General features: G+C 66.0%; 25 protein-coding genes. 6 read left to right on the plus strand and 19 right to left on the minus strand.

Annotation, left to right across the window (positions count from 1 at the left end; genetic code table 11):
* Positions 1 to 148: 148 nt before the first annotated feature.
* From ACX12D_RS11380 to ACX12D_RS11425, 10 genes are all read right to left on the minus strand, one after another.
* Positions 149 to 1,078 (minus strand): MaoC/PaaZ C-terminal domain-containing protein, encoded by a 930-nt coding sequence (locus ACX12D_RS11380; protein ID WP_459371230.1) that lies wholly within the window; start codon positions 1,076 to 1,078, stop codon positions 149 to 151.
* A complete protein-coding gene (locus tag ACX12D_RS11385; protein ID WP_459371231.1) occupies positions 1,078 to 3,240 on the minus strand; it encodes a D-(-)-3-hydroxybutyrate oligomer hydrolase in 2,163 nt (720 codons plus the stop codon). Before ACX12D_RS11385 ends, ACX12D_RS11380 begins: the two co-directional genes overlap by 1 nt.
* Positions 3,241 to 3,361: 121 nt before the next feature.
* Positions 3,362 to 4,909 carry an acyl-CoA synthetase gene (locus tag ACX12D_RS11390; protein ID WP_459371232.1) on the minus strand — a complete coding sequence of 516 codons (1,548 nt, stop codon included), beginning with the start codon at positions 4,907 to 4,909 and terminating at the stop codon, positions 3,362 to 3,364.
* A gap of 62 nt (positions 4,910 to 4,971) precedes the next feature.
* Positions 4,972 to 6,048 carry a branched-chain amino acid ABC transporter permease gene (locus ACX12D_RS11395; RefSeq protein WP_043347191.1) on the minus strand — a complete coding sequence of 359 codons (1,077 nt, stop codon included), beginning with the start codon at positions 6,046 to 6,048 and terminating at the stop codon, positions 4,972 to 4,974.
* Between the two features lie 17 nt (positions 6,049 to 6,065).
* On the minus strand, positions 6,066 to 7,097 hold the full coding sequence (locus ACX12D_RS11400; RefSeq protein WP_441630102.1) for a branched-chain amino acid ABC transporter permease: 1,032 nt from the start codon (positions 7,095 to 7,097) through the stop codon (positions 6,066 to 6,068).
* A 72-nt stretch (positions 7,098 to 7,169) separates the two neighbouring features.
* A complete protein-coding gene (locus ACX12D_RS11405; RefSeq protein ID WP_459371233.1) occupies positions 7,170 to 7,925 on the minus strand; it encodes an ABC transporter ATP-binding protein in 756 nt (251 codons plus the stop codon).
* Positions 7,918 to 8,763: an ABC transporter ATP-binding protein gene (locus ACX12D_RS11410; protein WP_082054893.1), complete on the minus strand. Its 846-nt coding sequence runs from the start codon at positions 8,761 to 8,763 to the stop codon at positions 7,918 to 7,920. The genes ACX12D_RS11405 and ACX12D_RS11410 overlap by 8 nt, the downstream gene beginning before the upstream one ends.
* Complete coding sequence (locus ACX12D_RS11415; RefSeq protein ID WP_459371234.1) at positions 8,763 to 9,947, minus strand: substrate-binding domain-containing protein; 1,185 nt, start codon at positions 9,945 to 9,947, stop codon at positions 8,763 to 8,765. The genes ACX12D_RS11410 and ACX12D_RS11415 overlap by 1 nt, the downstream gene beginning before the upstream one ends.
* Before the next feature lie 136 nt (positions 9,948 to 10,083).
* Positions 10,084 to 10,860, minus strand: a complete 777-nt coding sequence (locus ACX12D_RS11420) for an enoyl-CoA hydratase/isomerase family protein (protein ID WP_441630096.1) — start codon at positions 10,858 to 10,860, stop codon at positions 10,084 to 10,086.
* A complete protein-coding gene (locus ACX12D_RS11425; RefSeq protein WP_441630094.1) occupies positions 10,857 to 11,462 on the minus strand; it encodes a TetR/AcrR family transcriptional regulator in 606 nt (201 codons plus the stop codon). Before ACX12D_RS11425 ends, ACX12D_RS11420 begins: the two co-directional genes overlap by 4 nt.
* A 229-nt stretch (positions 11,463 to 11,691) precedes the next feature.
* Here ACX12D_RS11425 and ACX12D_RS11430 point away from each other — a divergent pair, with 229 nt between their 5' ends.
* Positions 11,692 to 12,588, plus strand: coding sequence for an alpha/beta fold hydrolase (locus ACX12D_RS11430; RefSeq protein ID WP_459371235.1), 897 nt, complete (start codon positions 11,692 to 11,694; stop codon positions 12,586 to 12,588).
* Here ACX12D_RS11430 and crcB read toward each other — a convergent pair.
* The 7 genes from crcB to ACX12D_RS11465 form a co-directional block, all read right to left on the minus strand.
* The gene (gene crcB, locus ACX12D_RS11435) at positions 12,570 to 12,950 is read right to left on the minus strand and encodes a fluoride efflux transporter CrcB (protein WP_459371236.1); all 381 of its coding nucleotides are present in this window, start codon (positions 12,948 to 12,950) and stop codon (positions 12,570 to 12,572) included. The two genes, ACX12D_RS11430 and crcB, sit on opposite strands and share 19 nt — an antisense overlap.
* The gene (gene moaE, locus ACX12D_RS11440; RefSeq protein WP_459371237.1) at positions 12,950 to 13,459 is read right to left on the minus strand and encodes a molybdopterin synthase catalytic subunit MoaE; all 510 of its coding nucleotides are present in this window, start codon (positions 13,457 to 13,459) and stop codon (positions 12,950 to 12,952) included. The genes crcB and moaE overlap by 1 nt, the downstream gene beginning before the upstream one ends.
* 1 nt (position 13,460) lies before the next feature.
* On the minus strand, positions 13,461 to 13,718 hold the full coding sequence (gene moaD, locus ACX12D_RS11445; protein ID WP_459371238.1) for a molybdopterin converting factor subunit 1: 258 nt from the start codon (positions 13,716 to 13,718) through the stop codon (positions 13,461 to 13,463).
* 14 nt (positions 13,719 to 13,732) lie between these two features.
* Positions 13,733 to 14,974, minus strand: a complete 1,242-nt coding sequence (locus ACX12D_RS11450) for a molybdopterin molybdotransferase MoeA (protein WP_459371239.1) — start codon at positions 14,972 to 14,974, stop codon at positions 13,733 to 13,735.
* A 217-nt stretch (positions 14,975 to 15,191) separates the two neighbouring features.
* Positions 15,192 to 16,640: a threonine synthase gene (thrC, locus tag ACX12D_RS11455; RefSeq protein ID WP_459371241.1), complete on the minus strand. Its 1,449-nt coding sequence runs from the start codon at positions 16,638 to 16,640 to the stop codon at positions 15,192 to 15,194.
* 8 nt (positions 16,641 to 16,648) lie between these two features.
* Complete coding sequence (locus ACX12D_RS11460) at positions 16,649 to 17,959, minus strand: homoserine dehydrogenase (protein WP_267603511.1); 1,311 nt, start codon at positions 17,957 to 17,959, stop codon at positions 16,649 to 16,651.
* A gap of 54 nt (positions 17,960 to 18,013) precedes the next feature.
* A complete protein-coding gene (locus ACX12D_RS11465; RefSeq protein ID WP_174427399.1) occupies positions 18,014 to 19,246 on the minus strand; it encodes a pyridoxal phosphate-dependent aminotransferase in 1,233 nt (410 codons plus the stop codon).
* A 318-nt stretch (positions 19,247 to 19,564) separates the two neighbouring features.
* On the opposite strand from ACX12D_RS11465, the gene ACX12D_RS11470 reads away from it, so the two are divergent.
* The 5 genes from ACX12D_RS11470 to ACX12D_RS11490 all read left to right on the plus strand — a co-directional run bounded on the left by ACX12D_RS11470 (position 19,565) and on the right by ACX12D_RS11490 (position 24,036).
* Complete coding sequence (locus ACX12D_RS11470; RefSeq protein ID WP_441630077.1) at positions 19,565 to 19,945, plus strand: Mth938-like domain-containing protein; 381 nt, start codon at positions 19,565 to 19,567, stop codon at positions 19,943 to 19,945.
* 146 nt (positions 19,946 to 20,091) lie between these two features.
* Positions 20,092 to 20,556 (plus strand): peroxiredoxin, encoded by a 465-nt coding sequence (locus tag ACX12D_RS11475; protein WP_150983651.1) that lies wholly within the window; start codon positions 20,092 to 20,094, stop codon positions 20,554 to 20,556.
* Positions 20,557 to 20,927: 371 nt separating this feature from the next.
* Positions 20,928 to 22,649 (plus strand): PhoH family protein, encoded by a 1,722-nt coding sequence (locus ACX12D_RS11480; RefSeq protein WP_459371242.1) that lies wholly within the window; start codon positions 20,928 to 20,930, stop codon positions 22,647 to 22,649.
* Between the two features lie 212 nt (positions 22,650 to 22,861).
* Positions 22,862 to 23,284: a hypothetical protein gene (locus ACX12D_RS11485; RefSeq protein ID WP_459371244.1), complete on the plus strand. Its 423-nt coding sequence runs from the start codon at positions 22,862 to 22,864 to the stop codon at positions 23,282 to 23,284.
* A 74-nt stretch (positions 23,285 to 23,358) separates the two neighbouring features.
* Positions 23,359 to 24,036, plus strand: a complete 678-nt coding sequence (locus tag ACX12D_RS11490; RefSeq protein WP_459371245.1) for a C40 family peptidase — start codon at positions 23,359 to 23,361, stop codon at positions 24,034 to 24,036.
* A gap of 93 nt (positions 24,037 to 24,129) precedes the next feature.
* On the opposite strand, the gene ACX12D_RS11495 is transcribed toward ACX12D_RS11490, so the two are convergent.
* Positions 24,130 to 25,140 (minus strand): inorganic phosphate transporter, encoded by a 1,011-nt coding sequence (locus tag ACX12D_RS11495; RefSeq protein WP_459371247.1) that lies wholly within the window; start codon positions 25,138 to 25,140, stop codon positions 24,130 to 24,132.
* A 13-nt stretch (positions 25,141 to 25,153) separates the two neighbouring features.
* Entirely contained in the window at positions 25,154 to 25,780 is a 627-nt protein-coding gene (locus ACX12D_RS11500) for a DUF47 domain-containing protein (RefSeq protein WP_043347240.1), read from the minus strand.
* Positions 25,781 to 25,792: the final 12 nt, after the last annotated feature.

Genomic DNA, 25,792 nt, shown 5'->3' on the forward strand with positions numbered 1-25,792 from the left:
CTTGCGCCCCGGCCTGCCGATCCCGCCACGCGGGCCGGACACTGGTGTCTGATCGAAAGATAAGGCTTTGCGCGTGCATTTCAAGGCCTGACTGCACGGCCCTTGATGTGGCGCAGGAAATACGTTGCGCCTTGGCCGCCACGCGGCCTCAGGCGGCCGCCAGCGACCGCTTGTCTTCCAGGTTGCGCACCAGCACCAGCGCCTCCCCGGCCAGCACCACGCGGCCATCGTCGCCGGTGACCACCGTGGCCAGGTTGACCAGGTCCTTGTCGCTGCGCAGGCGCACGATGCGCACCGATGCGGTCAGCAGCTCGCCCAGCCGCGCGGGCGAGCGCAGCCGCAGCGACTGCTTCATCCAGCCAGTGCCGCGGCCCGGCAAGCGCGTGCCCAGCAGATCCGAGAACATACCGGCCAGCAACGGCAGCGGCACGATGGTGCCCTCGAAGCCGCGGCTGTGGGCGAACACCGGGTCGGTATAAAAGGCATTGCCATCGTCGGTCAACGCCACGTATTCATCGATATCGCCCGCACTGAAGCTGCGTACCGCCGAAGCCTCCTGGCCCACGCTCAGGTGATAGAGCGTACGGTCGCCGGCGGGCTGCACCACACGGTGCCCGGCGGATTGCCCAGCTTCGTCGGCATCCTGGCGCTGGGCCTCGGCCAGCGATTCCGCGCTGGCATCGACCAGCAGCACCGCGTCGCCATGTGCCGTAATCTGCTCATCGGTGACGGGCGTGCGATTGCGCCCGCGCTGCACGCAGCGGACCGAAGTGTCCAGCGCGATCCGGTCCCGCCCGGGCGTTTCATTCAACACCAGCACGGCGGCCACACCATCGCCGACAAAGGTGGGACGCGGGAACATCAGCGTTTGCGCGATGGGCAGCACCGGCCGGGGGTTGCTGCGCTGCATCTGCGCGCACAGCAGCGAGAACAGGAACATGCCATGCGCGACCGTGGCGCCGAAATGCGTCGTGCGGGCGAACGCCGGATCGCAGTGGATGGGGTTGTCATCGCGCGAGAGCGAGGCGAAACGGTCGAAGTCTTCTTGCGTCAGAACGCGTGGGCGGGATGCCTTCATCAGTTGGGTACCTCTACGGTGCTGCCGTTGACCGTGATCCGGTCCGCATCGGCGGGCGTTGCGGCAAACGGCGGCAGATTGGTGGGCAAGATGGTGGGTGCCGGCGACGCGGTGCCGCCGCGCGCGACCGTGCGCACCACCTGCGAGGGTGGCAGCGCGCGGCCGTTGGCGAGGTTGTCGTAGACCGCGTCGAGCGCCCGGTTCAGGTAGACGTGGAGCGGGATGAAGCGGTTGTCGTAGCCCGCTACCGCGCCGATGAAACTATCGAAATGCTGGCCATTGGTGACTTCCATATAGGACAGCTTGCTGGCGCTGCCCTCCTGGAGCCGGTTGTAGCCGAGATACGGCCGCGACGTATGGTTGACCGGCAGCAGCGCATCGCTGCGCCCATGCACGATGATGGCCGGCTTGCCGTGCAGGTTGCCCGAGCGCAGGGTCTGGGCCAGGCCCGCCTGCAGCGCCTGGGCCTGCGCGCCGGTGCCGGTGAGCAGCCCGCGCAGGCAGCGCGCGCCGTCAAGGTTGGCGTCGGCCACATTGCTGCCCGGCGACTGGGAATAGATGTCGCGCAGCGGGCCACCGGGATTGTTGTCGTTGATCAGCTGCACACCGGCCGCCGGCGGCACGCCATTGCCAGTCGCGTACAGCACATTGAGCGTAGCCGGCGCAATCGCCGCCGGGGTCAGGACTGCCGTGCCGGTCGCGGCAAAGCTGAAGCCGCACAAGCGATCCGCCACGCCGGCCCGCGCGAGCGCGTTGGCAAAGGTCACCGAGACCGCATTGGCCACCTCGAACAGGGCCAGCGACGGATGGAGCGCATCGGACTCGGGCTCCCAGCCAAAGGCGTGCAGCGCCTGCAACGCGCTGGCGGCCTGGCTGGCGGCATCCGGCCCGGTCACCAGGCCCGCGTTGGCCAGCGACTGGCAGCGGTTGAGCGCCGGCTGCGCCAGCCCGACGGTGGGCAGCGCGTACAGCGCCACACCCGGCGCATTCACCAGCGCGGCCGCCTGCGAGGTGCACAGCTGCAGCAGGTTGGCCGTGGTGGTGTAGTCATACAGCGGGCGCCCGGACAGGCTGACCGGCACGCCGCCACGGGTGACGGTGACGCCCGTGTTGCTGGGCAGGTTGAGGTTCGGCTCGCCCACCGCCACGCCGTCGATCAGGCCCTGGGTGTCCTGCTCCGCCGCGGCAATCGCCGCGCCGCCGCCGTTGGACACGCTGGACGCGATCACCACGACCTTGTCCGGGCCCAGGCTGAGCTGGCGCGTGCCATCCGGGGCCACGTTGCCAAAGCGGTCGTTGATGGCCCAGATGGCGAAACTGGCGGCCTGCAGCGTGAACGTGCCCCAGTCCTTCTCGGGGTTGCGCTGCGAGTGCGCGTGCTTGAACGCCAAGCGGTGCGGCGCCAGCGCATTGAACGCGGCCAGGCTGGTGTTGGGAAATGGCGCGGCAAACTGCGCGTTGGCGCCGGCCGCGGCGCGGCTGGCGCGCGTGCCGTCGATCAGCGCAACGGTGTCGGTGTCCAGGTCGTGCGGCGCGGCGCCGGTGCCTTTGTCCGTGTAGGCAACGGCGCAGCCGCGCTTGAGTGCCCACTCGCCGGTGGAGATCGCGCCATAGGCGCCGCGCGAGCCGGACGACGTGGCAGTGATCAGGCACGGCTTGGCCACATTGAAGCTGTCGGGAATCTGCACCAGCATGGTTACGTTCTGCTGGCCGCTGCCATCGTCGGAGAAGGCCAGGTACTCGCGCCCGGCGACCTTGCCCTGCCCCGTCGTGATGTTGCCTTGCGCGTCCACATTGGGGCCATACAGCGAGCCATAGCCACCGCCCGCCGTGGTGTCCACCAGCGCGCGGTAGTTGGTGTAGATGGCGTAGCGGCGCAGCTCGGCCGCCGTGGGCGCGGCCGGATTCAGCGGCAACGGCGCGGTGGCGGAGCCCAGGCCATCCTTGCCGAGGCCAGCGGTGAGCAGGTCGTCCGTGTTGCCGTCGTAGGTCTTGATCGTGACCGTGCCGATATTGGCCGGCTTGGTATTCGGATTGGTGCTGCTGCTGGTGTTGTGATCGCCCGAGCCGCACGCCGCCAGCAACAGGCCCGCTGCTCCTGCCAGCGCCAGGCGCGCGCCGTATCTGGTCAAATCGCTATGCCCTGCAAGTCCGCGCAACATGTTGTGCTCCCTTATTGCATGCCGGCCCGGCATGCTGGATCGATCGGAACGCAATACAGAAACGGCAGAAACAAGATTTTCACGAGACAGCCACTGCATGACTTCACACTGCGCGCCGCCCTCACTGCGGCTGGAAGCGCGCGCGCAGCTTGTGCTTTTCCACCTTGCCCGACGGCGTGCGCGGCAGCGCCTCGATCATCCGCACGTGGCGCGGCACCTTGTAGCTTGCCAGCGCGGCGCGGCAATGCGCGAGCACGCCTTCGGCATCGAGCGCCATGCCGGGCTTTGCCACCACCAGCGCCATGCCGACCTCGCCCCAGCGCGCATCGGGCACGCCGATGACGGCGGCCTCGGATACGGCAGCAAGCTGAAACAGCACATTCTCCACTTCGGCCGGGTAGACGTTCTCACCGCCGGAGATATACATGTCCTTGGCGCGGTCGACGATGTAGTAGTCGCCCTCCTCATCCATGTAAGCGATATCGCCCGAGTGCAGCCAGCCGCCACGGATGGCAGCGCCGGTGGCCTCGGGCAGGTTCCAGTAGCCGGGCGTGACGCCGGGCCCCTTGATCAGCAGCTCGCCGCGCTCGCCGGGCGCCACGTCGCGGCCCTGCGGATCCACCACCCGCGTCAGCATGGAGCCGACCGGCTTGCCGATGGTGCCGATCTTGCGGCGCGCCGTGGCTTCGTCGCACACGAACACGGTTGGCCCGGTCTCGGTCATGCCAAAGCCGAAGCAGATCGTCACGCCCTTGGCCAGGTAGGCCTCCAGCAGCGGCCGCGGCACCGCGGAACCGCCCGCGGCCATATTGCGCACACGGGAAAAGTCCGCCGCCGCGAAGCCGGCATGCTGGCTCAGGAACAGGTAGACCGCGGGCACGGCGAAGAACATGGTGATGCCCTCCCCGGCACTGGCATCGAGCTTGCGCAGCGTCACCTCGGCGTCGAACTGCCGCATGATGTGCACGGTGCCGCCGGCATGCAGCACGGGATTGGCGTACAGGTTCAGCCCGCCGGTATGGAAGAACGGCAGCACGTTCAGGAACACGTCGTCGCGCGTGATCTTGTTGGCCAGCATGGCGTTGACGGCATTGAAGAACACCATGCCGTAGGTCTGGATCACGCCCTTGGGCTGTCCCGTGGTGCCCGAGGTGTAAAGCAGGTGCCAGACCTCGTGCTCGTCGCGGCACGGCATCTCGATGACGCGCCCGGAACTACCCGCCAGCATCGCCTCATACTCGGTCCAGCCGCCCGGCACGTCCGCGCTCTCGTCGTCGGCCAGGTGCAATACCGCGCGCAGCGGCAAGGCGTCGGCAAGCGCGGCAGCGGCGGCGAGAAAGCCGTCGCCGGCCACCAGCACGTCGGGCGAGCAGTCGCGCAGGATCGGCAGCAGCTCCGCCGCCGCCAGCCGCCAGTTCAGGCAGACCATCACCATGCCGGCCTTGGCACAGCCATAGAGCATCTCGAAATAGTCCGAGCTGTTGTGGGCCAGCACGGCCACGCGGGCCCCGGGCGCCAGCCGCAGGCGCTCGCCCAGGTATTCCGCGAAGCGGCTGGCGCGCTCGTCGAATTGCCGGTAGGTCACCGTGCGGCCGCTCTCCACGTCGACCAGCGCGACTTTGTCCGGCATATGGAGGGCATTCTTGTGCAGCCAGTCGACTACGTACATGGCCTGGAATCTCCGCTTGTGGATGTTCTTGTTATCTTGCTAGCTTTGTATCGCATGCAGGTCTACGACGCCACCTCGTGCTCGGCGCGGTCGCCGCGCAGCCGCCCGACAATGCCTTGCGGGAAGTAATACACGCTGAGGATGAACAGCAGGCCGAGCCACAGCAGCCAGCGGTCCGGATGCAGCAGCCCCGACAGCAGCGGGATCGCCGCGGTGGCATCGCTCGCCAGCTTCATCACGTCCTGCAGGTAGGTCTGCGCCACCAGGAACAGCGTGGTGCCGATCAGCGCGCCATACAGCGTGCCCATGCCGCCGATCACCACGATCAGCAGGATGTCGACCATGATCTCGAAGGACAATGACGTGTCCGGGCCGTTGTAGCGCAGCCAGAGCGCCATCAGCACCCCGGCCAGCGTGGCAAACCCGGCCGACAGCACGGTGGACACGGTACGGTACACCACAGTGCGGTAGCCGATGGCCTCGGCCCGGAAATCGTTCTCGCGGATCGCCTGCAGCACCCGGCCGAACGGCGAGTTCACCACGCGCAGCAGCAGCAGGAACAGCACCAGCGCGCTGGCGAACACGAAGTAATACGAAAACAGCTTGCCGTTGAGCGGCACGCCAAGCCACTCGGCGTCGCCCAGCGAAAAGCCCGGCGTGAACACCTCCGGCACCTTGAAGCTGATGCCATCCTCGCCGCCGGTCCACTCGGAGAGCTGCGACACCAACGTGGCAAAGGCGGTGGCCACCGCCAGCGTGATCATGGCAAAGAAGATCGCCCTGACCCGCAGCGAGAACAGCCCGATCAGGAAGGCCAGCAGCATCGACACCAGCAGCGCGCCCAGCGTGCCGAGCGCCAGCGCGCCCCACCCCGGCTCCAGCCGCGACATGGCGATCGCCACGCCATAGCCGCCAATGCCGAAGAACATGGTGTGGGCAAAGGAGACGATGCCGGTATAGCCGAGCAGCAGGTCGTAGCTGGCCACCAGCACCACGAAGATGCAGATCTTGGCCGCCATATTGAGCGCGCGCGCACCGGGAAACAGGAAAGGCGCGCACGCCAGCGCCAGCAGCATGGCCACCAGGATCACGGTCAGCACGCGGCTTCGTGGCAGGTCGCCGGAAAGCAGTCGGGTCATGGTATTTTCCTGGGCGCTCAGCGCTTGGCTACCGGGTAAAGGCCCTGCGGACGCCACAGCAGGATCATCACCATCAGCAGGATGTTCGAGAACAGTGCCACCTTGGGAAACAGGAAGCCGGTGTAGTTGGCCATCAGGCCCACCAGCAAGGCGCCGACAAAGCAGCCGGTGGTGGAGCCAAGCCCGCCGATGATGATCACGATAAAGATCAGCACATTGACCTGGGCACCGATGGACGCGGTAATGTTCTGCTGGTACAGCCCCCACAGCACGCCGCCCATGCCGGCCAGCCCTGCCCCCACCACGAACACGCCGATGAACAAGAGCCGGATGCGGTAGCCGAGCGACTCCACCATCTCGCGGTTCTCCACCCCGGCGCGGATCAGCAGGCCGATGCGCGTGCGGTTAAGCACCAGCACCATGGAGATAAAGATCACCAGCCCGAGCACCACGGCGATGAGCCGGTACTTCTCGATGGCCGCGTCGCCCAGCAGCACCGCGCCGCGGAAGGTGGTGGGCACCTGCAGCGCGATGGTCTCGGCACCCCAGATCGCCTTGATCAGCTGCTCGGCCACGATCATGCCGCCCATGGTGATCAGGATCTGCTTGAGGTGCTGGCCGTAGACCGGGCGCACCACGATGCGCTCGAACAGCAAGCCGATGGCGCCCGCCGCCGCCATCGCCGCCAGGATGGCCAGGCCAAACACCGCCAGGTTGAGCCACAGGCTGTCTGCCTCGACCCAGGCGCCCAGCGGCAGCAGCACGGATGCTGCCACATAGGCCCCCAGCGCGATAAACGCGCCGTGCCCAAAGTTGAGCACGTCCATCAGCCCAAACACCAGCGTCAGGCCCGACGACACCACGAACACGATCATGCCCATGGCAAGGCCGGCGATGGTCAGCGTAAGCCAGGTCGAACCGCTGCCGATCAAGGGATAGGCCAGCAGCATCAGCAGCGGCGCCAGCGCCAGCGGGGTCCAGTCGAGCCGGACCTTGGGCAGATCAGCCGGCGTTGCCGGGGTGGTGGGTAAGGAGCTTGTACTCGCCATTGTCTCGGTCCTGACGATATCTTGTTATGTGTCTTGTCTTGCTGGCCGCTATCGATGCGCACCGATGACGCGCTACTGGTGCGCCGCCAGCGACAAGCCGAGCAGCCGCTGCTGCAGGCTTTCGTCCCCCGCCAGCGCTGCCATCGTGCCCGTATGCACCACGCGCCCGTCATCCATCACGGCAACGGTGTCCCCCACCGACTTTGCCATGTGGAAGTTCTGCTCCACCAGCAGGATCGATACGTCCGTCTGCTTGAGCTCGCGGAACACCGTGATCATGTTCTGGATGATGGCAGGCGCCAGGCCCTTGGTCGGCTCGTCCACGATCAACAGCTTGCGCGGCTCGATGATGGCGCGCGCCACCGACAGCATCTGCTTCTGCCCGCCGGACAGCACGCCGGCGCGCTGGTGCCAGAAGATCTTCAGCGCGGGAAACATGCGGAATACCCAGTCAAGCCGCTGCCCGTCGATCGCGCCGCTGCGCGCGGCCAGCCGCATGTTCTCGGCCACCGTCAGCTCGGAGAACACGCTCATGTTCTCCGGCACATAGGCGATGCCGGCCTGCGCGATGGCGGGCGTGCCGCGGCGCGTGATGTCGGCCCCGTCGAACACGATCCGCCCTTCGCTAGCCAGCCACAGGTTCATGATGGTGCGCAGCGTGGTGGTCTTGCCCGCGCCGTTGCGCCCCAGCAGCATGGTCACGCCGCCGCGCGGCACGGCAAAGCTCACGCCGTGCAGGATGTGATACGGCCCGATATGCGTCTGCACGCCATCCAGGCTCAGGATGGCTGCTGCGGGTGCTGCGGGTGCTGCCGGTGCTTCAGCCATGACTGCCCTCCTGCTGCGCGCTTTCGTCGCCGGCAGCGATTCCCAGGTACGCCTGCTGCACGATCGGCGAGGCGATCACCTCGGCCGGATCGCCGTCGGCCATCAGGTTGCCGTTATGCAGCACGATGATGCGGTCGGCCAGCGAGCGCACCACATCCATCTTGTGCTCCACCAGCAGCACCGTCTTGCTCTTGTCGCGCTTGATCTCCTGGATCAGGCCCAGGATCACCGGCACCTCGTCCACGCTCATGCCGGCGGTCGGCTCGTCGAACATGAAGATGCGCGGCTGCAGCGCCAGCAGGATGCCCACCTCCAGCTTGCGCTGGTCGCCGTGCGGCAGAGAGGCCACCGGCAGGTGGCGCTTGTCGGCCAGGGCCACCCGTTCGAGACAGTCCTCGGCCTGCTCGCGGACCGCGCGGTTTGCGCTCCACACGCTCCACAGATCCAGCCCGATGCGCCGGCGCGACTGCACCGCCAGGCGCACGTTCTCGAACACTGACAGATTGGGAAACAGGCTGGTGAGCTGGAAGGCGCGGCCAATGCCGCGCAGCGCCTTGTGCGGCACCGGCAGGCGCGTCACGTCCTCGCCGCCGAGCAGGATCTGCCCGGCGCTGGGCGGCAACTGGCCCGAGATCAGGTTGAAGTACGTGGTCTTGCCGGCCCCGTTGGGGCCGACGATGCAGGTCAGCTCGCCAGGATGAAACGCGCAGGACACCGCGTTGACCGCCACGTGGCCGCCAAAGCGGATGGTGAGATCCCGCGTCTCGAGCGCGGGCGGCCCCGCCACCGCCCGCGAGAGCGCTGCCGTTGTATCGATGGAAGCGGCGCCCACTGTCATCACCGCTTGTTGCGGATCGGCACGTTCATTTCTTCCGGCTTGATCTCGCGGACCAGCTCGGGCACCCCCCAGGCGAACGCGGGATCGACCTTGATCTTGAAGTGGTACATCGACTGCAGCGCCTGGTGGTCTTCCTTGCGGAAGGTCATCTTGCCCTTGGGCGTCTCGAACGACATGCCCTCCATCGCGCCGATCAGCTTCTCGGTGCTGGTGTCGCCATTGGTCTTCTTGAGCGCCTCGACCAGCGCGATGCCAGCCGTCATGCCGCCGGCGGTGAAGAAATCGGGTGGCGACTTGAACTTGGTGTAGTGGTTGGACACCAGCCACTCGTTGGCCTTGTTCTTGGGAATGCCGAAGTAGTAATACGTCGCGCCTTCCATGCCGGGGAAGTTCTTGTAGTTGCTCATGGCGGGCAGGATATTGCCGCCGGTGGCGATCTCAATGCCATAGCGCTTGGGATCGAGGTCGGCAATCTTGAACGGGTTGCCGGCGCCCGCCCAGATGATGAAGATGATCTTGCGGCCCGGCTTGTCCTTGAGCGAATCAAACAAGCGCTGCGCCCCGGCGGTAAAGTCCGTCGTGTTGGTCGGCAGGTATTCCTCGTGGACGATCTTGGCGTTCTTGAGCGCGCCCTTGAAGGCCTTCACGCCGTCACGGCCGAAGGCGTAGTCCTGCGCCAGGGTGGCGATCTGCACGCCGGGCTTGTCCAGCGCCACGGCGTTGGAGATGGCATCCTGCGACGAATTGCGGCCCGTGCGGAAGATATAGCGGTTCCACTTCTCGCCGGTGATGGAATCCGCCACGGCGGGCTCGACCAGCAGGATCTTCTTGTACTCCTCGGCCACCGGCAGCATCGCCAGCGCCGTGCCGGAGGACGTCGGCCCCACGGCGATGTCCGCGCGATCGTCGCTATACGCCGCGGCAAGCTGGGCCTTGGCCACGTCGGGCTTGCCTTGGGTGTCCTTCTCCATCACCACCAGCTTGTTGCCGTTGACCATCATGGTGCCGTTGGTGGCGTAATCCAGCCCCATCATCAGCCCGGTCTGGGTCTGCTTGGCGTAGGCCTCGAGCGCCCCGGTCTTGTCGTAGACGTGGGCGATGCGGATATCCTTGGCAAGGGCGCCGCCGGCGGCCAGCAGGCTGGCCAGTGCGATGACGCCAGCGGCTTGGTGCTTGAATTGCATTCTTGTCTCCTCTAAGGGTGTCGCTTGTCGTTGCAAGTGCAGATCCTGCCTGCTTGTTGCTGCTTCGCTTTCCTGTACTCTTTCCTGCGCTCTTTCCTGCGCTCCTTCCTGCCGTCCTGCCTTTCCGTTTGCAGCCTTAGCCTGGCCCATCGCCAAGGAAGCGGCGCATGCCTGCCGCCGCCTCGGCGCTCGTTACCTGCGCCACGAACGCCACGCGCTCGCGCTCAAGCCCAGCGGCCAGCGCATCGGCATCCCAGCGCAGCAGCGCGCGCGTATGCGCCACGCTGCCGGGCACCTTGTCCTTCAGGCCGGCCGCCAGCGACAGCGCCATCGCCTCGGCCTCGCGGGCTGGCGCGAGATGCGTCGCCAGGCCCAGTGCCACGGCCTGGCTGGCCGTCAGCGTGGTGTTCTCAAGCTGGATCGCCCGCGAGCGCGCGGCGCCGATCAGTTGCGGCAGCATCGCCGTCCAGCCACCGTCCGGGCTGAATCCCACCACAGTGTAGTAAGGCGCAATGCGCGTGCCCTCGCCCAGCACCGTCATGTCGCAGGCCAACACCAAACCCAGCGAGCCCCCCGTCAGCCAGCCCTCCACCGCCGCGATCACCGGGCAGCGCAGCGCCGCCAGGCGCAGGATGGCTGCATTGAGCAGGCCGAGCAGGCGCTGCGCATACTGCGCCAACTCCGCGCTTTGCGGCACGAAGGCGGCAAAAGCACCGACATCGCCGCCCGTGGAGAACGAGCGCCCCGCATGGCTCAGCACCACGGCGCGCACATCCGGGTCCGCCTCCGTGCGCGCCAGCGCGGCCAGCAGCGCTTCAAGCAGTTCCGGCACCAGGCTGTTGTGCCGCTCGGCGCGATTGAGCCGGAGCACGGCCGTGCTGCCAACACGTTCGACCAGCACCAACGCGCTCATCGCGCCGCCAGCCCGTGCGAGATCATGTCGAAGGCCGTATCGACCACCTTGTCCATCGACGCCGGCCGTTTCCACAGCGCGTAGCGCATGCCCAGGAAATTACTGATGCCGATCAGGCACCACGCCCGCACTTCAGCGTCGCCCGGCGAGATCTCGCCCTGCTCCTCGGCCTTGCCCAGGCGCCGGCTGTAGACGTCGGCAAACACCTGGAAGTAACTGCTGTAGATGGTCTCGTCAACCGAGTAGGAATCGAGCACGATGCGGTACAGATTCTTGTGGCGCGCGACAAAGGACAGGAAAGCCTTGAGCCCGAGCCGCTCGGCCTCGATCTGCGTCTGCGCCGGCCCCACGTGCTTGCGCAGGTGCGCCCGCACCAGTTCCAGCATGTGCTGCACCAGCGCGCGGAAGATGTCTTCCTTGTCCTTGAAATAGAGATAAAAGGTGCCCATGGCCACCTCTGCCTCCTGCGTGATCTCGGAGATCGAAGCCACGTAGTAGCCCTTCTCGCCGAACACTTTCTCGGCGGCGCGCAGCAGCGCTTCGCGGGTCTTCTGGCCGCGCGCGGTCTTGGGCTGGCTTACGCCGGATTCGGTAAGGGACATCGGGGCTCCGCAGTGGCTGGTCAGGCCGGAAAACAGCAGTCAGGCAGCGGTATTGCACCGCGGAAACTGCCTCCTCCGGCGACCCTCAAAACATGATAACTGATTCATGTTTCATGATATAAAGTTAGCGATCCGTATGTCAACACATGGCTTACCCGGAGCCTTGGCCACACACGTGGCCAGGCCCGATGCCCAGACTGCAAGTTCGCCATTGGATGCTTCGCACGCGATGACTAACGCCGAGCCCGCCCCCGCCTTCGATAGCCACCCTGCCTGCGGTTCGCGGCCCGGCTGGCGGGAGGCCGGCACTGGCCGGGCACTGCTATTGCTGCATGGCTGGTCGCTATCCGGCGAGGCGTTCGACGGCCAGCGCGCGCTGGCGCGTGACGGCTATCGTGTCATCGCCCCGGATCATGCGGGGCATGGCTTGTCTGCTGCACTGCCGCACGCCGGGCAAGCCAGCCTGGCGCAGCTTGCCGCCGATGCCGCCGGGTTGATCGGGCACCTGGGGTTGCGGGACGTGGTGGTGATTGGGTGGTCGATGGGCGCCATGGTGGCCTGGGAATTGATGCGCGGGGACCCCGCCCTGCCGCTGGCGGCAATCGGCGCCATCGACATGACACCGCGGCTGGCCAGCGCGGCGGACTGGCCGCATGGCCTGCATGCGCACTACGACACCGCGCAGGCAGCCCACATGGCCGCGCATGTGCGCCGGGACTGGCCGCGCCTGATCGATTCGGTGCGCGCCGGCTTGTGGGCCACCGGCAGCAAGCCCGATGCGCGCGAGACAGGCCGCATCGCCCGCATCATGCGCCAGTGCGCGCCGGATGCGCTTGCCGCGTTGTGGGAAGACATGGCCCGCCAGGATTACCGCCCGGCATTGCGCCAGGCTCGCCTGCCTTTATTCCATCTGGTTGGGGAGCGCAGCCGCCTCTACGCGCCGGCGGTGGGACAGGCCACGCTGGCACTGCAGCCGGCTGCCCGGCTTGTCACCCTCGACGGCACCGGCCATGCCCCGCACATGGAACGGCCGGCCGCCTTCAACGCCGCGCTGGCGGAGATGCTTGCGTGGCTGGATTCATTGGATTCATTGGATTCAACGGGCGTTCAGGCCAGCAGCCGGTAGGTCCACAGGCCCAGCACGGTCAGCAGCAGCGAGCCGCCAAGGTGCGCCAGCAGGTGCACCGCTGCCCAGCCATAGTCGCCAGCCATCAGGTTGCCCACGACCTCGCTGGAGAACGTGGAGAACGTGGTCAATCCGCCCAGGAAGCCAGTCACCGCCAGCAAGCGCCATTCGGGCGACAACTCAACATGCGCGCCGAAGAATCCCACCGCCAGCCCGATCAGGTAGCCGCCGACCAGGTTGGCCGCCAGTGTCCCATAGGGCAATGCCGGGTTGGCGGCATTCCACAGCACAGAGAACGCCCAGCGCAGCCAAGCCCCCGCCGCGGCCCCGACCCCGACCGCCACAAAACCAAGCGCGCCCATCAGCGCTTGAGACCCGAGGGTTCCGCCGGCTCCGCCTCGCCGCTGGCATTGAGCGAGCGAATGCCCCATCGCGCCAGCGCGGACGCGTCGGTCACGCGCGCGTCGACCCAGCGCGCGCCCTCCGGCGTCTGCTCCTTCTTCCAGAACGGTGCTTCCGACTTGAGGTAATCCATGATGAATTCGCAGGCGGCAAAGGCATTGCCGCGATGAGCGGAGGCCACCGCCACCAGCACGATCTGGTCCAGCGGCATCAAGGGGCCAACGCGGTGCACGATGGTGACGCCAAGCAGCGCCCAGCGCTCCCGCGCCACCGCTTCGATCCGGGCCAGCGCCTTTTCGGTCATGCCGGGATAGTGTTCCAGCTCCATCGCGCTGACCGCGCTGCCGTCGTTCATGTCGCGCACCGTGCCAACAAAGCTGGCCACCGCGCCCACGCCTGGCTGATCACGGCGCAGCGCCGCCACCTCGGCGCCCAGGTCGAAATCCTCTCGCTGTACTCTGACGCTCATCTCAGCCTCCGGTCACGGGGGGGAAAAACGCCACTTCGCAGCCCTCGGCCAGCACGCTGTCCGCACTGGCCACCTCATGGTCCACGGCCATGCGCAAGGCACGGCCCTCGGCCAGCACCTCGGCCCAGGCGCCGCCGCGGGCGCCGAGCCAACGGCGCAGGTCCGCCACGGTAGCCACCTCGGCCGGCACCGCGACGCGCTCCTGCCCCAGGCCCAGCTGCTCGCGCACGCTGGCAAAAAAACGGAGTTCGATGTTCATGGCGGTCTCGCTCCTCATGCCAGCAGGCCGTCGAAGCCGATGAACTGCACGGTATCGCCCCGCGCGATCGGCTGGTTGGGCGGGTTGTCGACCAGGCCCTCGCCCCACACCGTGGAAGTGAGCACACCCGAGCTCTGGTTGGGGAACAGGTCTAGCCCGCCGGCCTGGTTCAGGCGCACGCGCAGGAACTCGTTGCGGCGGTCGCCCTTGGGCAGGTCGAAATCGGCACGCAGCGGCAGCCGGCGCGGCATCACGTCCTGCACGCCTTGCAGCCGCAGGATGAAAGGCCGCACGAACAGCAGGAAGGTGACGAAGCTCGAGACCGGATTGCCCGGCAGCCCCAGGAAAAATGCCGGCGCCTGCTCACCGCGCGCCACCTCGCCGAACGCCAGCGGCTTGCCCGGCTTGATAGCGATCTGCCACAGGTTGAGCCGGCCTTCGGCCTCGACTGCCGGTTTGATATGGTCTTCCTCGCCCACCGAGACGCCGCCCGAGGTGATGATCAGGTCGTGCCCCTGGGCGGCCCGGCGCAGGGTGTCTCGCGTGGCAGCCAGGGTGTCGGGCACGATGCCGAAATCGCTGACCTCGCAGCCGAGGTTTTCCAGCAGCCCGCGCAGCGTGAATCGGTTGGAGTTGTAGATGGCGCCCGGCTTGAGCGGCTCGCCCGGCATGGCGAGCTCGTCGCCGGTAAAGAACACAGCCACCTTGACGCGCCGCACCACGTCCAGCGACGCCTGCCCCACCGAGGCCGCCAGACCCAGCGCCTGCGGCGTCAGCCGCGTGCCGGCAGGCAGGATCACGCTGCCGGCGCGGATGTCCTCGCCGGCCCGGCGGATCCACTCGCCCGGCTGCGGCATGTGATTGACGATCACATCCTCATCCTGCGCCACGCACTGCTCCTGCATGACCACCGCGTCGGCCCCCGGCGGAATCAGCCCACCGGTAAAGATGCGCGCCGCCGTGCCGGCCGCCAGCGCCGTGCCGACATGGCCGGCGGGGATGCGCTGGGCCACCCGCAGGCGGGTGCCGGGCGCCGCCAGGTCGGCGCTGCGCACCGCGTAGCCGTCCATCGAGGTGTTGTCAGCCGGCGGCACGTCCAGCGTGCTCGACACCGGCGCGGCCAGCACGCGGCCATTGGCATCGAGCGTGGCGATGCGCTCTGCCTCGGCGAGCGGGCGGGCGCCAGCCAGCAGGGCTTCGAGGGCCTGAGCCATGGTCAACATTGGGGGATGGGCGGGCGCGGCGGCTTGGGTCATGAGGAAAACGGGTAAGTGAGACAGCGTAGTCAGCGTAAGCAGCGTAGGCAGTGTCAGACCGCAAACCCATGACCATGCAGCGCCCATGGGAAACGGCCCGCGTACCGCCCCCGATACATCCGGAGCAATGCGAGGGCCGTGCGATTTCTGCTCGGCAAGTCTGATTGTAGCGAGTTGGCGCGCTGCCGGCAGGAACACCGCCGGCAGCGGCCGGGGCTTAAAGGCCGGTGTGGCCGGCGATGTAGGCCTTGATCCGGTCGGCATCCGCCGGCATCACCTCGAAGCGCTGCGGCAGGTTTTCGATGCCTTCGAAGGCTGCCGGACGCTCCGGCTCATGGCCAAGCGCCTCGCGGATGGTATCGGCGAACTTGGCCGGCAGCGCGGTCTCCAGCACCAGCATCGGCACGCCGGGCGTGAGATGCTCGCGCGCGACCTTGATGCCATCGGCGGTGTGCGTGTCGATGGTGATACCGTAGCGCTCTGCCAGGTCGCGGATGGTGGCGAGGCGATCTTCGTGCGTGCTGCGGCCCGAGACAAAGCCGAAGGCGCGGATGCGCTCGAATTCCGGCGTGCCGGACAGGTCGAAGCCGCCCTTGGTGTCGACGTCTTCGCGGAACATCTTGGCCAGCTTGTCGCCATCGCGGCCCAGCAGGTCGAAGACAAAGCGCTCGAAGTTCGACGCCTTCGAGATGTCCATGCTCGGGCTGGAGGTGTGATACGTCTCGGCCGACTTGCGCACGCGGTAGGTACCGGTGCGGAAGAACTCGTCGAGCACGTCGTTCTCGTTGGTGGCAACCACCAGCTTGTCGATCGGCAGGCCCATCATGCGCGCGATATGGCCGGCGCAGACGTTGCCGAAATTGCCCGACGGCACGCAGAACGAGACCTTCTGGCCCGGTCCGTCGGTCGCCAGCAGCCAGCCCTTGAAGTAGTACACCACCTGGGCCACCACGCGCGCCCAGTTGATCGAGTTGACCGTGCCGATCTTCTGGCGAGCCTTGTAGCCGAGGTCGTTGGAAACCGCCTTGACGATGTCCTGGCAGTCGTCGAACACCCCTTCCACCGCCAGGTTGAAGATGTTCGGGTCTTGCAGGCTGAACATCTGCGCGGTCTGGAACGCGCTCATCTTGCGGTGCGGGCTGAGCATGAACACGCGAATGCCGCGCTTGCCCCGCATGGCGTATTCCGCCGCGCTGCCGGTATCGCCGGAGGTAGCGCCCAGGATGTTCAGCTCCTGTCCGGCACGCGCGAGCGCGTACTCGAACAGGTTGCCGAGCAACTGCATGGCCATGTCCTTGAAGGCCAGCGTGGGGCCGTTGGACAGGCCCAGCAGCTGCAGCTGCGTGCCGCCCTCTTCGCCCAGCGTGCGCAGCGGGGTGATGTCGGCGGTGTTGTCGCCGGGGCGGGCGTTGCAGTACACCTCGGCGGTGTAGGTCTTGCGCGTCAGGGCGCGCAGGTCCTCGGCCGGGATGTCGTCGCAGAAGCGGGACAGGACTTCGAAGGCGAGATCGGCGTATGACAGCTTGCGCCAGGCTTCCAGCTCGTCGGCCGTGACCTGCGGGTACTCCCGGGGCAGGTACAGGCCGCCGTCCGGCGCCAGGCCGCCCAGCAGGATCTCGGAGAAGGTTTGCGGCATCTCATGGCCGCGCGTCGACTGGTATTTCATCGGTGCGTTCAGTTCAGTTCTTCCATGCGCAGGCGCGTGACGGCCGACAGCACGGTCGGCAGCGCCTCGATCTTGGCGATGGCGGCGTTGACCTGCTTCTCGAGCGTGAGGTGCGAGAGCATGATGATGTCGGTCTGCGGCTCGCCTTCGCGCGATTCCTTCTGCAGCATGGCATCGATGGAGATGCCGGCATCAGCCAGGATGCGGGTGATGTCGGCCAGCACGCCGGTCTCGTCCGCCACGCGCATGCGCAGGTAGTACGAGCTGGTGACTTCCTCGATCGGCAGCACCGGCACGCTCGACAGCGCATCCGGCTGGAACGCCAGATGCGGCACGCGGTGCTCGGGGTCGGCGGTGTGCAGGCGGGTCACGTCGACCAGGTCGGCGATCACGGCCGACGCGGTCGGCTCGGCGCCAGCGCCCTTGCCGTAGTACAGCGTGGCGCCCACGGCGTCACCTTGCACCAGCACGGCGTTCATGGCGCCTTCCACGTTGGCGATCAGGCGCTTGGCCGGCACCAGCGTCGGGTGCACGCGCAGCTCGATGCCGTTTTCGCGGCGGCGCGTCAGGCCCAGCAGCTTGATGCGGTAGCCCAGCTCTTCCGCATAGCGGATATCCACGGCCGACAGCTTGGTGATGCCTTCCACGTAGGCCTTGTCGAACTGCACCGGCATGCCGAAGGCGATCGAGCTCATCAACGTGATCTTGTGCGCGGCGTCGATGCCTTCGATGTCGAAGGTGGGATCGGCCTCGGCATAGCCCAGCGCTTGCGCTTGCTTGAGCACGGTGTCGAAGTCCAGGCCCTTGTCGCGCATTTCCGACAAGATGAAGTTGGTGGTGCCGTTGATGATGCCGGCGATCCATTCAATGCGGTTGGCGGTCAGGCCTTCGCGCAGCGCCTTGATGATGGGGATGCCACCGGCCACCGCGGCTTCGAAGGCGACGATCACGCCCTTCTTGCGCGCGGCTTCGAAGATCTCGTTGCCATGCACGGCCAGCAGCGCCTTGTTGGCGGTGACCACGTGCTTGCCGTTCTCGATGGCCTTGAGCACCAGCTCGCGGGCGATGCCGTAGCCGCCGATCAGCTCGATCACGATGTCGATCTCGGGGCGGGTGACGACCTCGTTGGCGTCGGCCACCACCTCGACCTGCCCACCGGTCAGCTCGCGGGCGCGCTCGGTGTTGAGGTCGGCCACCATGGCAATCTCGATGCCGCGTCCGGCGCGGCGGCGGATTTCTTCCTGGTTACGTTGCAGCACATTGAACGTGCCGCTACCGACGGTACCGATGCCAAGCAGGCCTACTTTGATGGGATTCATGGACGATCTGACTCTGAGTTGCTGAAAAATGGATTGCGCCGCAAGCGTGCCGGCTCAGGCCGCGCGGCCGTGGCGTTTGCGGTAGGTCTCGAGGAAGCGCCCGACGCGGCTGATGGCCTCGCGCAGGTCTTCCTCGTGGGGCAGGAACACGATACGGAAATGGTCGGGCTTGCCCCAGTTGAAGCCAGTGCCCTGCACCAGCAGCACCTTGGACTCCTGCAGCAGCTCATAAATGAACTCCTGGTCGTCCTGGATCGGGTACATCGACAGGTCGAGCTTGGGGAACAGGTACAGCGCGGCCTTGGGCTTGACGCAGGTGACACCCGGGATCTGCGTGATCAGCTCATGGGCAAGATCGCGCTGGCGGCGCAGGCGCCCGCCTTCGCCCACCAGGTCATTGATGCTCTGGTAGCCGCCCAGCGCGGTCTGGATGGCCCACTGGGCCGGCACGTTGGCGCACAGACGCATCGAGGACAGCATGTTCAGCCCCTCGATATAGTCCAGCGCGGGCCGCTTGTCGCCCGACACCACCATCCAGCCGGCGCGGTAGCCGCACGAGCGGTAGTTCTTGGACAGGCCGTTGAAGGTCACGGTCAGCACATCGGTCGACAACGCGGCGATGGACGTATGGCTATGGCCGTCATACAGCACCTTGTCGTAGATCTCGTCGGCAAAGATGATCAGGCCGTGTTCGCGCGCGATCGCCACGATGGACTTGAGCAGCTCATCCGAATACAGCGCGCCGGTGGGGTTGTTCGGGTTGATGACGACGATGGCCTTGGTATTCGGCGTGATCTTGGCGCGGATATCGTCCAGGTCGGGCATCCACTCGTTAGCCTCGTCGCACACATAGTGCACCGGGGTGCCGCCCGACAGGCTCACCGCCGCGGTCCACAACGGATAGTCCGGCGCTGGCACCAGCACTTCGTCGCCGCTGTTGAGCAGCGCGTTCATGGACATCACGATCAACTCGGAGGCACCGTTGCCGACGTAGATGTCGTCCAGGCCCACGCCCTCGATATTCTTCTGCTGCGTGTAGTGCATGATCGCCTTGCGCGCGGCGAAAATGCCCTTGGAGTCCGAATACCCGGCCGAATTGGGCAGGTTGCGCATCATGTCCTGCTGGATCTCTTCCGGCGCATCGAAGCCGAAGACGGCCAGGTTGCCGATGTTCAGCTTGATGATCTTGTGGCCTTCCTCTTCCATCTGCTTGGCCTTCTCCAGCACCGGGCCGCGGATGTCATAGCAAACATTGTTGAGCTTGTTGGATTTCTGGATCGGTTTCACGGCGATGTTGGCAGGAGGCAAGCGCCACCGGGTAGCGGCGGCTATCTAGGGAATCTGGGTGGAAATGGAGCGGCCCGGGTAGCCTGTGCGCTGCGTTGCAACGCAAAACGTGGCAGGCAGGGAGGCAAAAGCTATAATTTATCGGATTATGACAGACTTCGGCAGGGATTCTTGCATTGCAGCGTACGCCGCCGGTACCACGGGGCCGCAGCAAAGCCGCCCGGCCCGCCTGCCCCAAAATGCTCTCAACCCGCCCTGCGCTGCCCCGGCCGAGTCGCCGCGCGCGCCGCGAAGGGCAGCGCCAGATAAGGTTCGCCCTTGAAACTCCACGCTGACCAGCCCAATGCCCTGAATACGGTAACGTCGTACGGCCCGGGCTATATCGAAATCAATATGGTGCGCCACACGGAATCCGTGCTGGTCATGCCCGAAGGCGAGATCCGGCCCTGGCCGGTGCAACGCTTCGAAGACCTGGAACCCGCGCATTTCGAGAGCCTGCTGGCGCACTCGCCCGAGGTGGTGCTGCTGGGCACCGGCAGCCGCCTGCGCTTCCCACACCCCCGGCTGACCGCCTCGCTGGCGCGCCTGCATGTCGGGGTGGACGCCATGGATCTGCAGGCCGCCTGCCGCACATACAACATCCTGATGGCTGAAGGGCGCAAAGTGGCGGCCATCTTGCTGCTGGAGGAGCCTGCCTGAGCCCGCCCGGGCGGCCCGGGAGGCCGGTTCGCGCAAGTTAAGCACACGCCTCGCTTGAAGTTGGCCACCCCGCCCCCATCTGCCGCCACCATGGTGGCCGCACTCACGCAGCCACCCCCTTCCTGTCCCTCCCAGGAGCCATAAGAATGACAACAGCCAGTCTCAGCCAGCCCGTACCCGATTTCAGCGCGCCCGCCACCGGCGGCACGTTCAGCCTTGCCGCCCAGCGTGGCAAGACCGTCGTCCTGTATTTCTACCCCAAGGACAACACCCCGGGCTGCACCACCGAAGCCATGAACTTCCGCGACCAGCATGACGATTTCGTCAAGGCGGGCACGGTGGTCTTCGGCATCTCGCGCGACAGCCTGAAGTCGCACGAGAACTTCAAGGCCAAGCTGGAACTGCCCTTCGAGTTGATCTCCGATGGCGATGAAGCCGTGTGCCATCTGTTCGATGTCATCAAGATGAAGAAAATGTATGGCAAGGAAGTGCGCGGCATCGAGCGCAGCACCTTCATCATCGACGGCAAGGGCATCCTGCGCCATGCGCTGCGCGGCATCAAGGTGCCCAACCACGTCGACGAGGTGCTGGAAATCGTGCGCGGACTCTGATCCGGGGCGTGATCCACGGTGATTCGGCCCGGCGCTTTAATGCGGCGCAGCAACACCTTCAAAAGTCCTCTCGGCAAGCGATTGCAAAAGAGAAAACCTTCGGATACATTGGCCTTTAATGAGTTCAAGATCCGGATGCCACGCTGCTTCATCGTCCCGGCCCAGGCGCACCCTGCCACAGGCCGGTAGCGGACCTGCCGTGTCTCCGGTCCGAAAGAAAGCCGCCAAACCTGCTACCCAGGTTGGCGGCTTTTTTGTTTGTGTGTTTTGTACGCACAGGACACGATCCCCATGTACGCGGCGCCATGCGGCCGCGCCAGTGTCCTGCGCCGTTTTCCAGCCGTCTTCTCCCCCTGAAAGGAAAGCCTAGCATGCCGCTGCCGACCATGCCCGCCAAGCCTGCCCAATTGCTTGACCCGAGCGAATTCGCCCCGGTGACCAAGCTGACTAAGGCCAAATCAGCGTCGCAGGGTAAGAAACCTGTGCCGGCGCTGGAGCGAGTGGCCTTGCTGGAAACCGGAACTAGCAAAGCGGAGAATGCGCCGGCCGTGGTGGCCAGCGCCAGCGGTTCGACGCGAGCGCGCACCAAGGATGCGCCGCCGTCCGCGCTGAAGTCCGTGCCATCGCTGGCCGCCGTGCCCAAGGCTCCCGCCAAGGCCCCCGGCACGACCAACCGTCGCCTGCAGAAACACACCGGCCCCAGCAAGCTGTTCGTGCTGGACACCAATGTGTTGATGCACGACCCGTCCTCGCTGTTCCGCTTCGAAGAGCACGACGTCTATCTGCCGATGATGACGCTCGAGGAGTTGGACAACCACAAGAAGGGGATGAGCGAAGTCGCGCGCAACGCCCGCACCGTCAGCCGCACGCTCGATGCGCTGGTGGGCGGCACCGACGGCGTGCTCGACGACGGCTTGCCGCTAGCCAAGCTGGGCAACCGCGACGCGCAGGGCAAGCTGTTCCTGCAAACCAGGCTCAATGAGATCAAGCTGCCCGACGGCCTGCCGCAGGGCAAGGCGGACAACCAGATCCTGGGCGTGGTCAGCGCCCTGCAGCAGCAGTTCCCGGAGCGCCAGGTCGTGCTGGTGTCGAAAGACATCAACATGCGCATCAAGGCGCGCGCGCTCGGCCTGCCCGCCGAGGATTACTTCAACGACCAGGTCCTCGAGGACAAGGACCTGCTGTACTCGGGCGTGATGCTGCTGCCCAACGACTTCTGGGCCAAGCATGGCAAGGGGGTGGAAAGCTGGCAGGACCCGAAGTCCGGCGCGATGTTCTATCGCCTGACGGGCCCGCTGGTGCCCTCCTTCCTGGTCAACCAGTTTGTCTTCCTGGAACCCAGCGACGGCAGCCTGCCGCTGTACGCCCAGGTCAAGGAGATCAACGGCAAGACCGCGCTGCTGCAAACGCTCAAGGACTACACGCACCACAAGAACAATGTGTGGAGCGTGACCGCCCGCAACCGCGAGCAGAACTTCGCGCTCAACCTTCTGATGCATCCGGAGATCGACTTCGTCACCTTGCTGGGCCAGGCCGGTACCGGCAAGACCCTGCTGGCGCTGGCTGCCGGCCTGGAGCAGGTGCTCGACCAGAAGCTCTACAACGAGATCATCGTCACCCGCGCCACCGTGCCGGTCGGCGAAGACATCGGCTTCCTGCCGGGCACCGAGGAAGAAAAGATGCAGCCCTGGATGGGTGCCTTCGACGACAACCTGGAAGTGCTGCAAAAGAGCGACGACAGCGCCGGCGAGTGGGGCCGCGCCGCCACCCAGGAACTGATCCGCTCGCGCATCAAGGTCAAGAGCATGAACTTCATGCGCGGACGCACCTTCGTCAACAAGTTCGTCATCATCGATGAGGCCCAGAACCTGACGCCCAAGCAGATGAAGACGCTGGTAACGCGTGCCGGCCCCGGCACCAAGATCATCTGCCTGGGCAACATCGCGCAGATCGATACGCCTTACCTGACCGAAGGATCGTCCGGCCTTACCTACGTGGTCGACCGGTTCAAGGGCTGGAGCCACAGTGGCCATGTGACGCTGGCGCGCGGCGAGCGCTCGCGCCTGGCCGACCATGCGGCGGACGTCCTTTAAGGAGGGGCGCATCGTCGCCAAAGACCAAGCCGTCGCAACCTCTGGAACCGTCGGATGCCTTGTAGGACCACGACCGGCAGATTTGCCTGCCGGCGTGGCCTAGCATCAAGGCATCCGGAGCGCCCGCCATTTCGGCATCTCGCGTGCCGGCGCTTGGCGGGCGCTTTTTTTTGCCCCCCGCCCCCCGGCTTGTTGGATCGATGGAGACATTGATGGACAACCACCTGCACCACACACCGTTGCGGCTCGCGCTGGCCAGCAGCGTCGCGATTGCCGCGGCCTCGCTGCTTGCGGGTCCCGCGCTCGCCGCCGACGAAATGGTGATCCGCACCATGGGCCCCGTCAGCTACGTCTGCGGCGGCATTGGAGCGGACGAACTACAGCAACTGGCCGCGCAGCAGAAGAACTTCAACATCGGCCTGCTGTTTACCCAGGGCGAGCGCGGCGAATTCCTTGCCGACGTAGCCGTCAAGATGACGCGCGAAGGCCACGAAGTGGCCAGCTTTACCGCTTCCGGGCCCAAGTGCCTGATCAAGGCCCCGCAAGGCAGCTACAATATCGAAGCGACTTATAAGGGACAGGCCAAGTCGGTCAACGTGAGCACGGGCACCTACAACGCGCAACTGCGCTGGTAAGGCGCCAGGGCAGCCCCCTCGCCGGGCGGCTCCCCTCACGCCACGGCTCCTGGCCCGGGATCGAACCGAGAAGGATGCCTCTGCGCCAGATAGCCCCTGCCGGAAAACATGCGCCCAGCCCGGCCCACGTCTTCCACACTGCCCGCCTGCCCCTGCTTTGCGCGGCGGCATTGCTGCTCGCCGCCTGCGCCTCGACGCCGCCTGGGCGCTATAGCGCCCAGCCGCGTCCGGCAGGCACCCCCATGGTGGATCCCAGCGCCGGGCTGGAAGAAGTCTCCATCCAGGCAATGTCGCTGGTGGGCACGCCCTATCGCTACGGCGGCAATACGCCTGACTCGGGCTTCGACTGCAGCGGCCTGGTCCGCTATGTGGTGCTGCGCGCCGCCAACGTCAACCTGCCACGCACCACCGAAGCCATGGGCGACCGCGGCGTCTCGCTGGAGCGCAGCCAGGTGGCCTCGGGCGACCTGGTTTTCTTCAATACCACCGGCCGGGCCAATTCGCATGTCGGCATCTATGTCGGGCAGAACCGCTTTGTCCACGCCCCCTCCACCGGCGGCACGGTACGGCTCGAAGACATGACCAAGTCATACTGGGCTTCCCGGTACAACGGCGCGCGGCGGGTTGCGTCGGGCATCAACCAGGCGCCGGCATCGGCCGCACCTCCGGCGGCACCAGCAGCACCGCCAGCTTCCGTTGCGCCCCCGGCCCCCGTGGATGACGATCCGATTGCCGCGTTCGCCAACCGATAGCCATCGGCTCCGGCCTTCCCAACAAGCAAAAAGCCAGGCATTGCGCCTGGCTTTTTGTTGGCTTGTCGAACGAGAATCCGATGGCCCGGAGGCTTAGAGGATCTGCCGGCCAATCCACCATGCGATGGCGGCCATGAAGGCGGATGCGGGAATCGTCAGCACCCAGGCCCAGACGATGTTGCCGGCCACGCCCCAGCGCACCGCCGACATCTTCTGCACCGAGCCCACGCCGACGATGGCGCCGGTGATGGTATGGGTGGTCGATACCGGCACGCCCAGCGCCGAGGCGATGAACAGCGTGATGGCGCCGCCCGTCTCCGCGCAAAAGCCGCCTACCGGCTTGAGCTTGGTGATCTTCTGGCCCATGGTGCGCACGATGCGCCAGCCGCCAAACATGGTACCCATGCCGATCGCCACGTAGCAGGAAACGATGACCCAGATCGGCGGTTCCGCACCGCCCTGCGCCACGTGGCCGCTGGCGATCAGCAACATCCAGATGATGCCGATGGTCTTCTGCGCGTCATTGCCGCCATGGCCCAGGCTGTACAGCGATGCCGAGATCAGTTGCAGCCGGCGGAACCAGCGATCGACCCGCGACGGCGGCGTACGGAAGAATGTCCAGGCTACGATCACCATCATCAGCGAGCCGAGCAGGAAGCCCAGCAGCGGCGAAATGACGATAAAAGCCACGGTCTTGAGAAGACCGCCGCCCACCAGGGCGCTGGTGCCGCTCTTGGCCACCGCAGCCCCAACCAAGCCACCGATCAGCGCGTGCGAGGACGACGAGGGAATGCCGTAGTACCAGGTGATCAGGTTCCAGGCAATGGCACCCATCAGGGCACCGAAGATCACGTAGTGATCGACGATGTTGACGTCGATCGTGCCAGTGCCGACGGTTGCCGCCACCTTCAGGTGGAAGATGAAAATCGCCACCACGTTGCACATGGCCGCCATGGCCACCGCGTGGTGCGGCTTGAGCACGCCCGTCGACACCACCGTGGCAATCGAGTTGGCGGCATCGTGAAAGCCGTTCATGAAATCGAACAGCAGGGCGAGAGCCACCAGCAGGCCAATGACCCACAGGCTCATTTGTATTGTTTGCATGCCGATTTGTGCCTCAGGCGTTTTCCAGGACGATGCCTTCGAGAATGTTGGCGACGTCCTCGCACTTGTCGGTAATGGTTTCGAGCTGCTCGTAGATCGCCTTCAGCTTGATCAGGCGCTTGACGTCCGTTTCGTCGCGGAACAGCTTGGACATGGCGGCGCGCATCACGCGATCGGCCTCGGACTCGAGCTGGTCGATCTGCTGCGCCGTCTTCAGGATGGCACCGGCATTGCTCATGTCCTCGAGCAGGCCGACCGCGATCTTGACCTGGTCGCAACACTGCACGCAGATCGAAGCCAGCTTGCGCGCCTCGTCGGTCAGGCTGGTCACGTCGTACAGCGAGATGGTTTCAGCCACGTCTTCCATCAGGTCGAGGATGTCGTCCATGGTGGTGATGAGCTTGTGGATCTCATCGCGGTCCAGCGGCGTGATGAATGTCTTGTGCAGCAGGTCGATCGTGTCGTGCGTGATGCGATCGGCTTTCTTTTCCGTGGCTTGCACGCGGCGGGCGTGGGCCTCGGCATTGGGCAGGTCGTTGACCAGCACTTCCAGCTCGCGGGCGGCGGTCACCGCGCAATCCGCATGCTGGTTGAAGTATTCGAAGAACTTGCCCTCAGTGGGCATGAATCGGCCGAACATGGAATGTTCCTT

The sequence above is a fragment of the Cupriavidus sp. PET2-C1 genome (assembly GCF_054515855.1).

Bases quoted from the DNA above. Each gene is read 5' to 3' on its own strand.
- ACX12D_RS11485 (WP_459371244.1), top strand. From the start codon at position 22,862: ATGGACAACCACCTGCACCACACACCGTTGCGGCTCGCGCTGGCCAGC.
- ACX12D_RS11460 (WP_267603511.1), bottom strand. From the start codon at position 17,959: ATGAATCCCATCAAAGTAGGCCTGCTTGGCATCGGTACCGTCGGTAGC.
- ACX12D_RS11425 (WP_441630094.1), bottom strand. From the start codon at position 11,462: ATGTCCCTTACCGAATCCGGCGTAAGCCAGCCCAAGACCGCGCGCGGC.
- ACX12D_RS11385 (WP_459371231.1), bottom strand. From the start codon at position 3,240: ATGTTGCGCGGACTTGCAGGGCATAGCGATTTGACCAGATACGGCGCG.
- ACX12D_RS11475 (WP_150983651.1), top strand. From the start codon at position 20,092: ATGACAACAGCCAGTCTCAGCCAGCCCGTACCCGATTTCAGCGCGCCC.
- ACX12D_RS11480 (WP_459371242.1), top strand. From the start codon at position 20,928: ATGCCGCTGCCGACCATGCCCGCCAAGCCTGCCCAATTGCTTGACCCG.
- ACX12D_RS11390 (WP_459371232.1), bottom strand. From the start codon at position 4,909: ATGTACGTAGTCGACTGGCTGCACAAGAATGCCCTCCATATGCCGGAC.
- ACX12D_RS11395 (WP_043347191.1), bottom strand. From the start codon at position 6,048: ATGACCCGACTGCTTTCCGGCGACCTGCCACGAAGCCGCGTGCTGACC.
- ACX12D_RS11490 (WP_459371245.1), top strand. From the start codon at position 23,359: ATGCCTCTGCGCCAGATAGCCCCTGCCGGAAAACATGCGCCCAGCCCG.
- ACX12D_RS11430 (WP_459371235.1), top strand. From the start codon at position 11,692: ATGACTAACGCCGAGCCCGCCCCCGCCTTCGATAGCCACCCTGCCTGC.
- ACX12D_RS11450 (WP_459371239.1), bottom strand. From the start codon at position 14,974: ATGACCCAAGCCGCCGCGCCCGCCCATCCCCCAATGTTGACCATGGCT.
- moaD (WP_459371238.1), bottom strand. From the start codon at position 13,718: ATGAACATCGAACTCCGTTTTTTTGCCAGCGTGCGCGAGCAGCTGGGC.
- ACX12D_RS11495 (WP_459371247.1), bottom strand. From the start codon at position 25,140: ATGCAAACAATACAAATGAGCCTGTGGGTCATTGGCCTGCTGGTGGCT.
- thrC (WP_459371241.1), bottom strand. From the start codon at position 16,640: ATGAAATACCAGTCGACGCGCGGCCATGAGATGCCGCAAACCTTCTCC.
- ACX12D_RS11415 (WP_459371234.1), bottom strand. From the start codon at position 9,947: ATGCAATTCAAGCACCAAGCCGCTGGCGTCATCGCACTGGCCAGCCTG.
- ACX12D_RS11420 (WP_441630096.1), bottom strand. From the start codon at position 10,860: ATGAGCGCGTTGGTGCTGGTCGAACGTGTTGGCAGCACGGCCGTGCTC.
- moaE (WP_459371237.1), bottom strand. From the start codon at position 13,459: ATGAGCGTCAGAGTACAGCGAGAGGATTTCGACCTGGGCGCCGAGGTG.
- ACX12D_RS11500 (WP_043347240.1), bottom strand. From the start codon at position 25,780: ATGTTCGGCCGATTCATGCCCACTGAGGGCAAGTTCTTCGAATACTTC.
- ACX12D_RS11380 (WP_459371230.1), bottom strand. From the start codon at position 1,078: ATGAAGGCATCCCGCCCACGCGTTCTGACGCAAGAAGACTTCGACCGT.
- ACX12D_RS11400 (WP_441630102.1), bottom strand. From the start codon at position 7,097: ATGGCGAGTACAAGCTCCTTACCCACCACCCCGGCAACGCCGGCTGAT.
- ACX12D_RS11410 (WP_082054893.1), bottom strand. From the start codon at position 8,763: ATGACAGTGGGCGCCGCTTCCATCGATACAACGGCAGCGCTCTCGCGG.
- ACX12D_RS11405 (WP_459371233.1), bottom strand. From the start codon at position 7,925: ATGGCTGAAGCACCGGCAGCACCCGCAGCACCCGCAGCAGCCATCCTG.
- crcB (WP_459371236.1), bottom strand. From the start codon at position 12,950: ATGGGCGCGCTTGGTTTTGTGGCGGTCGGGGTCGGGGCCGCGGCGGGG.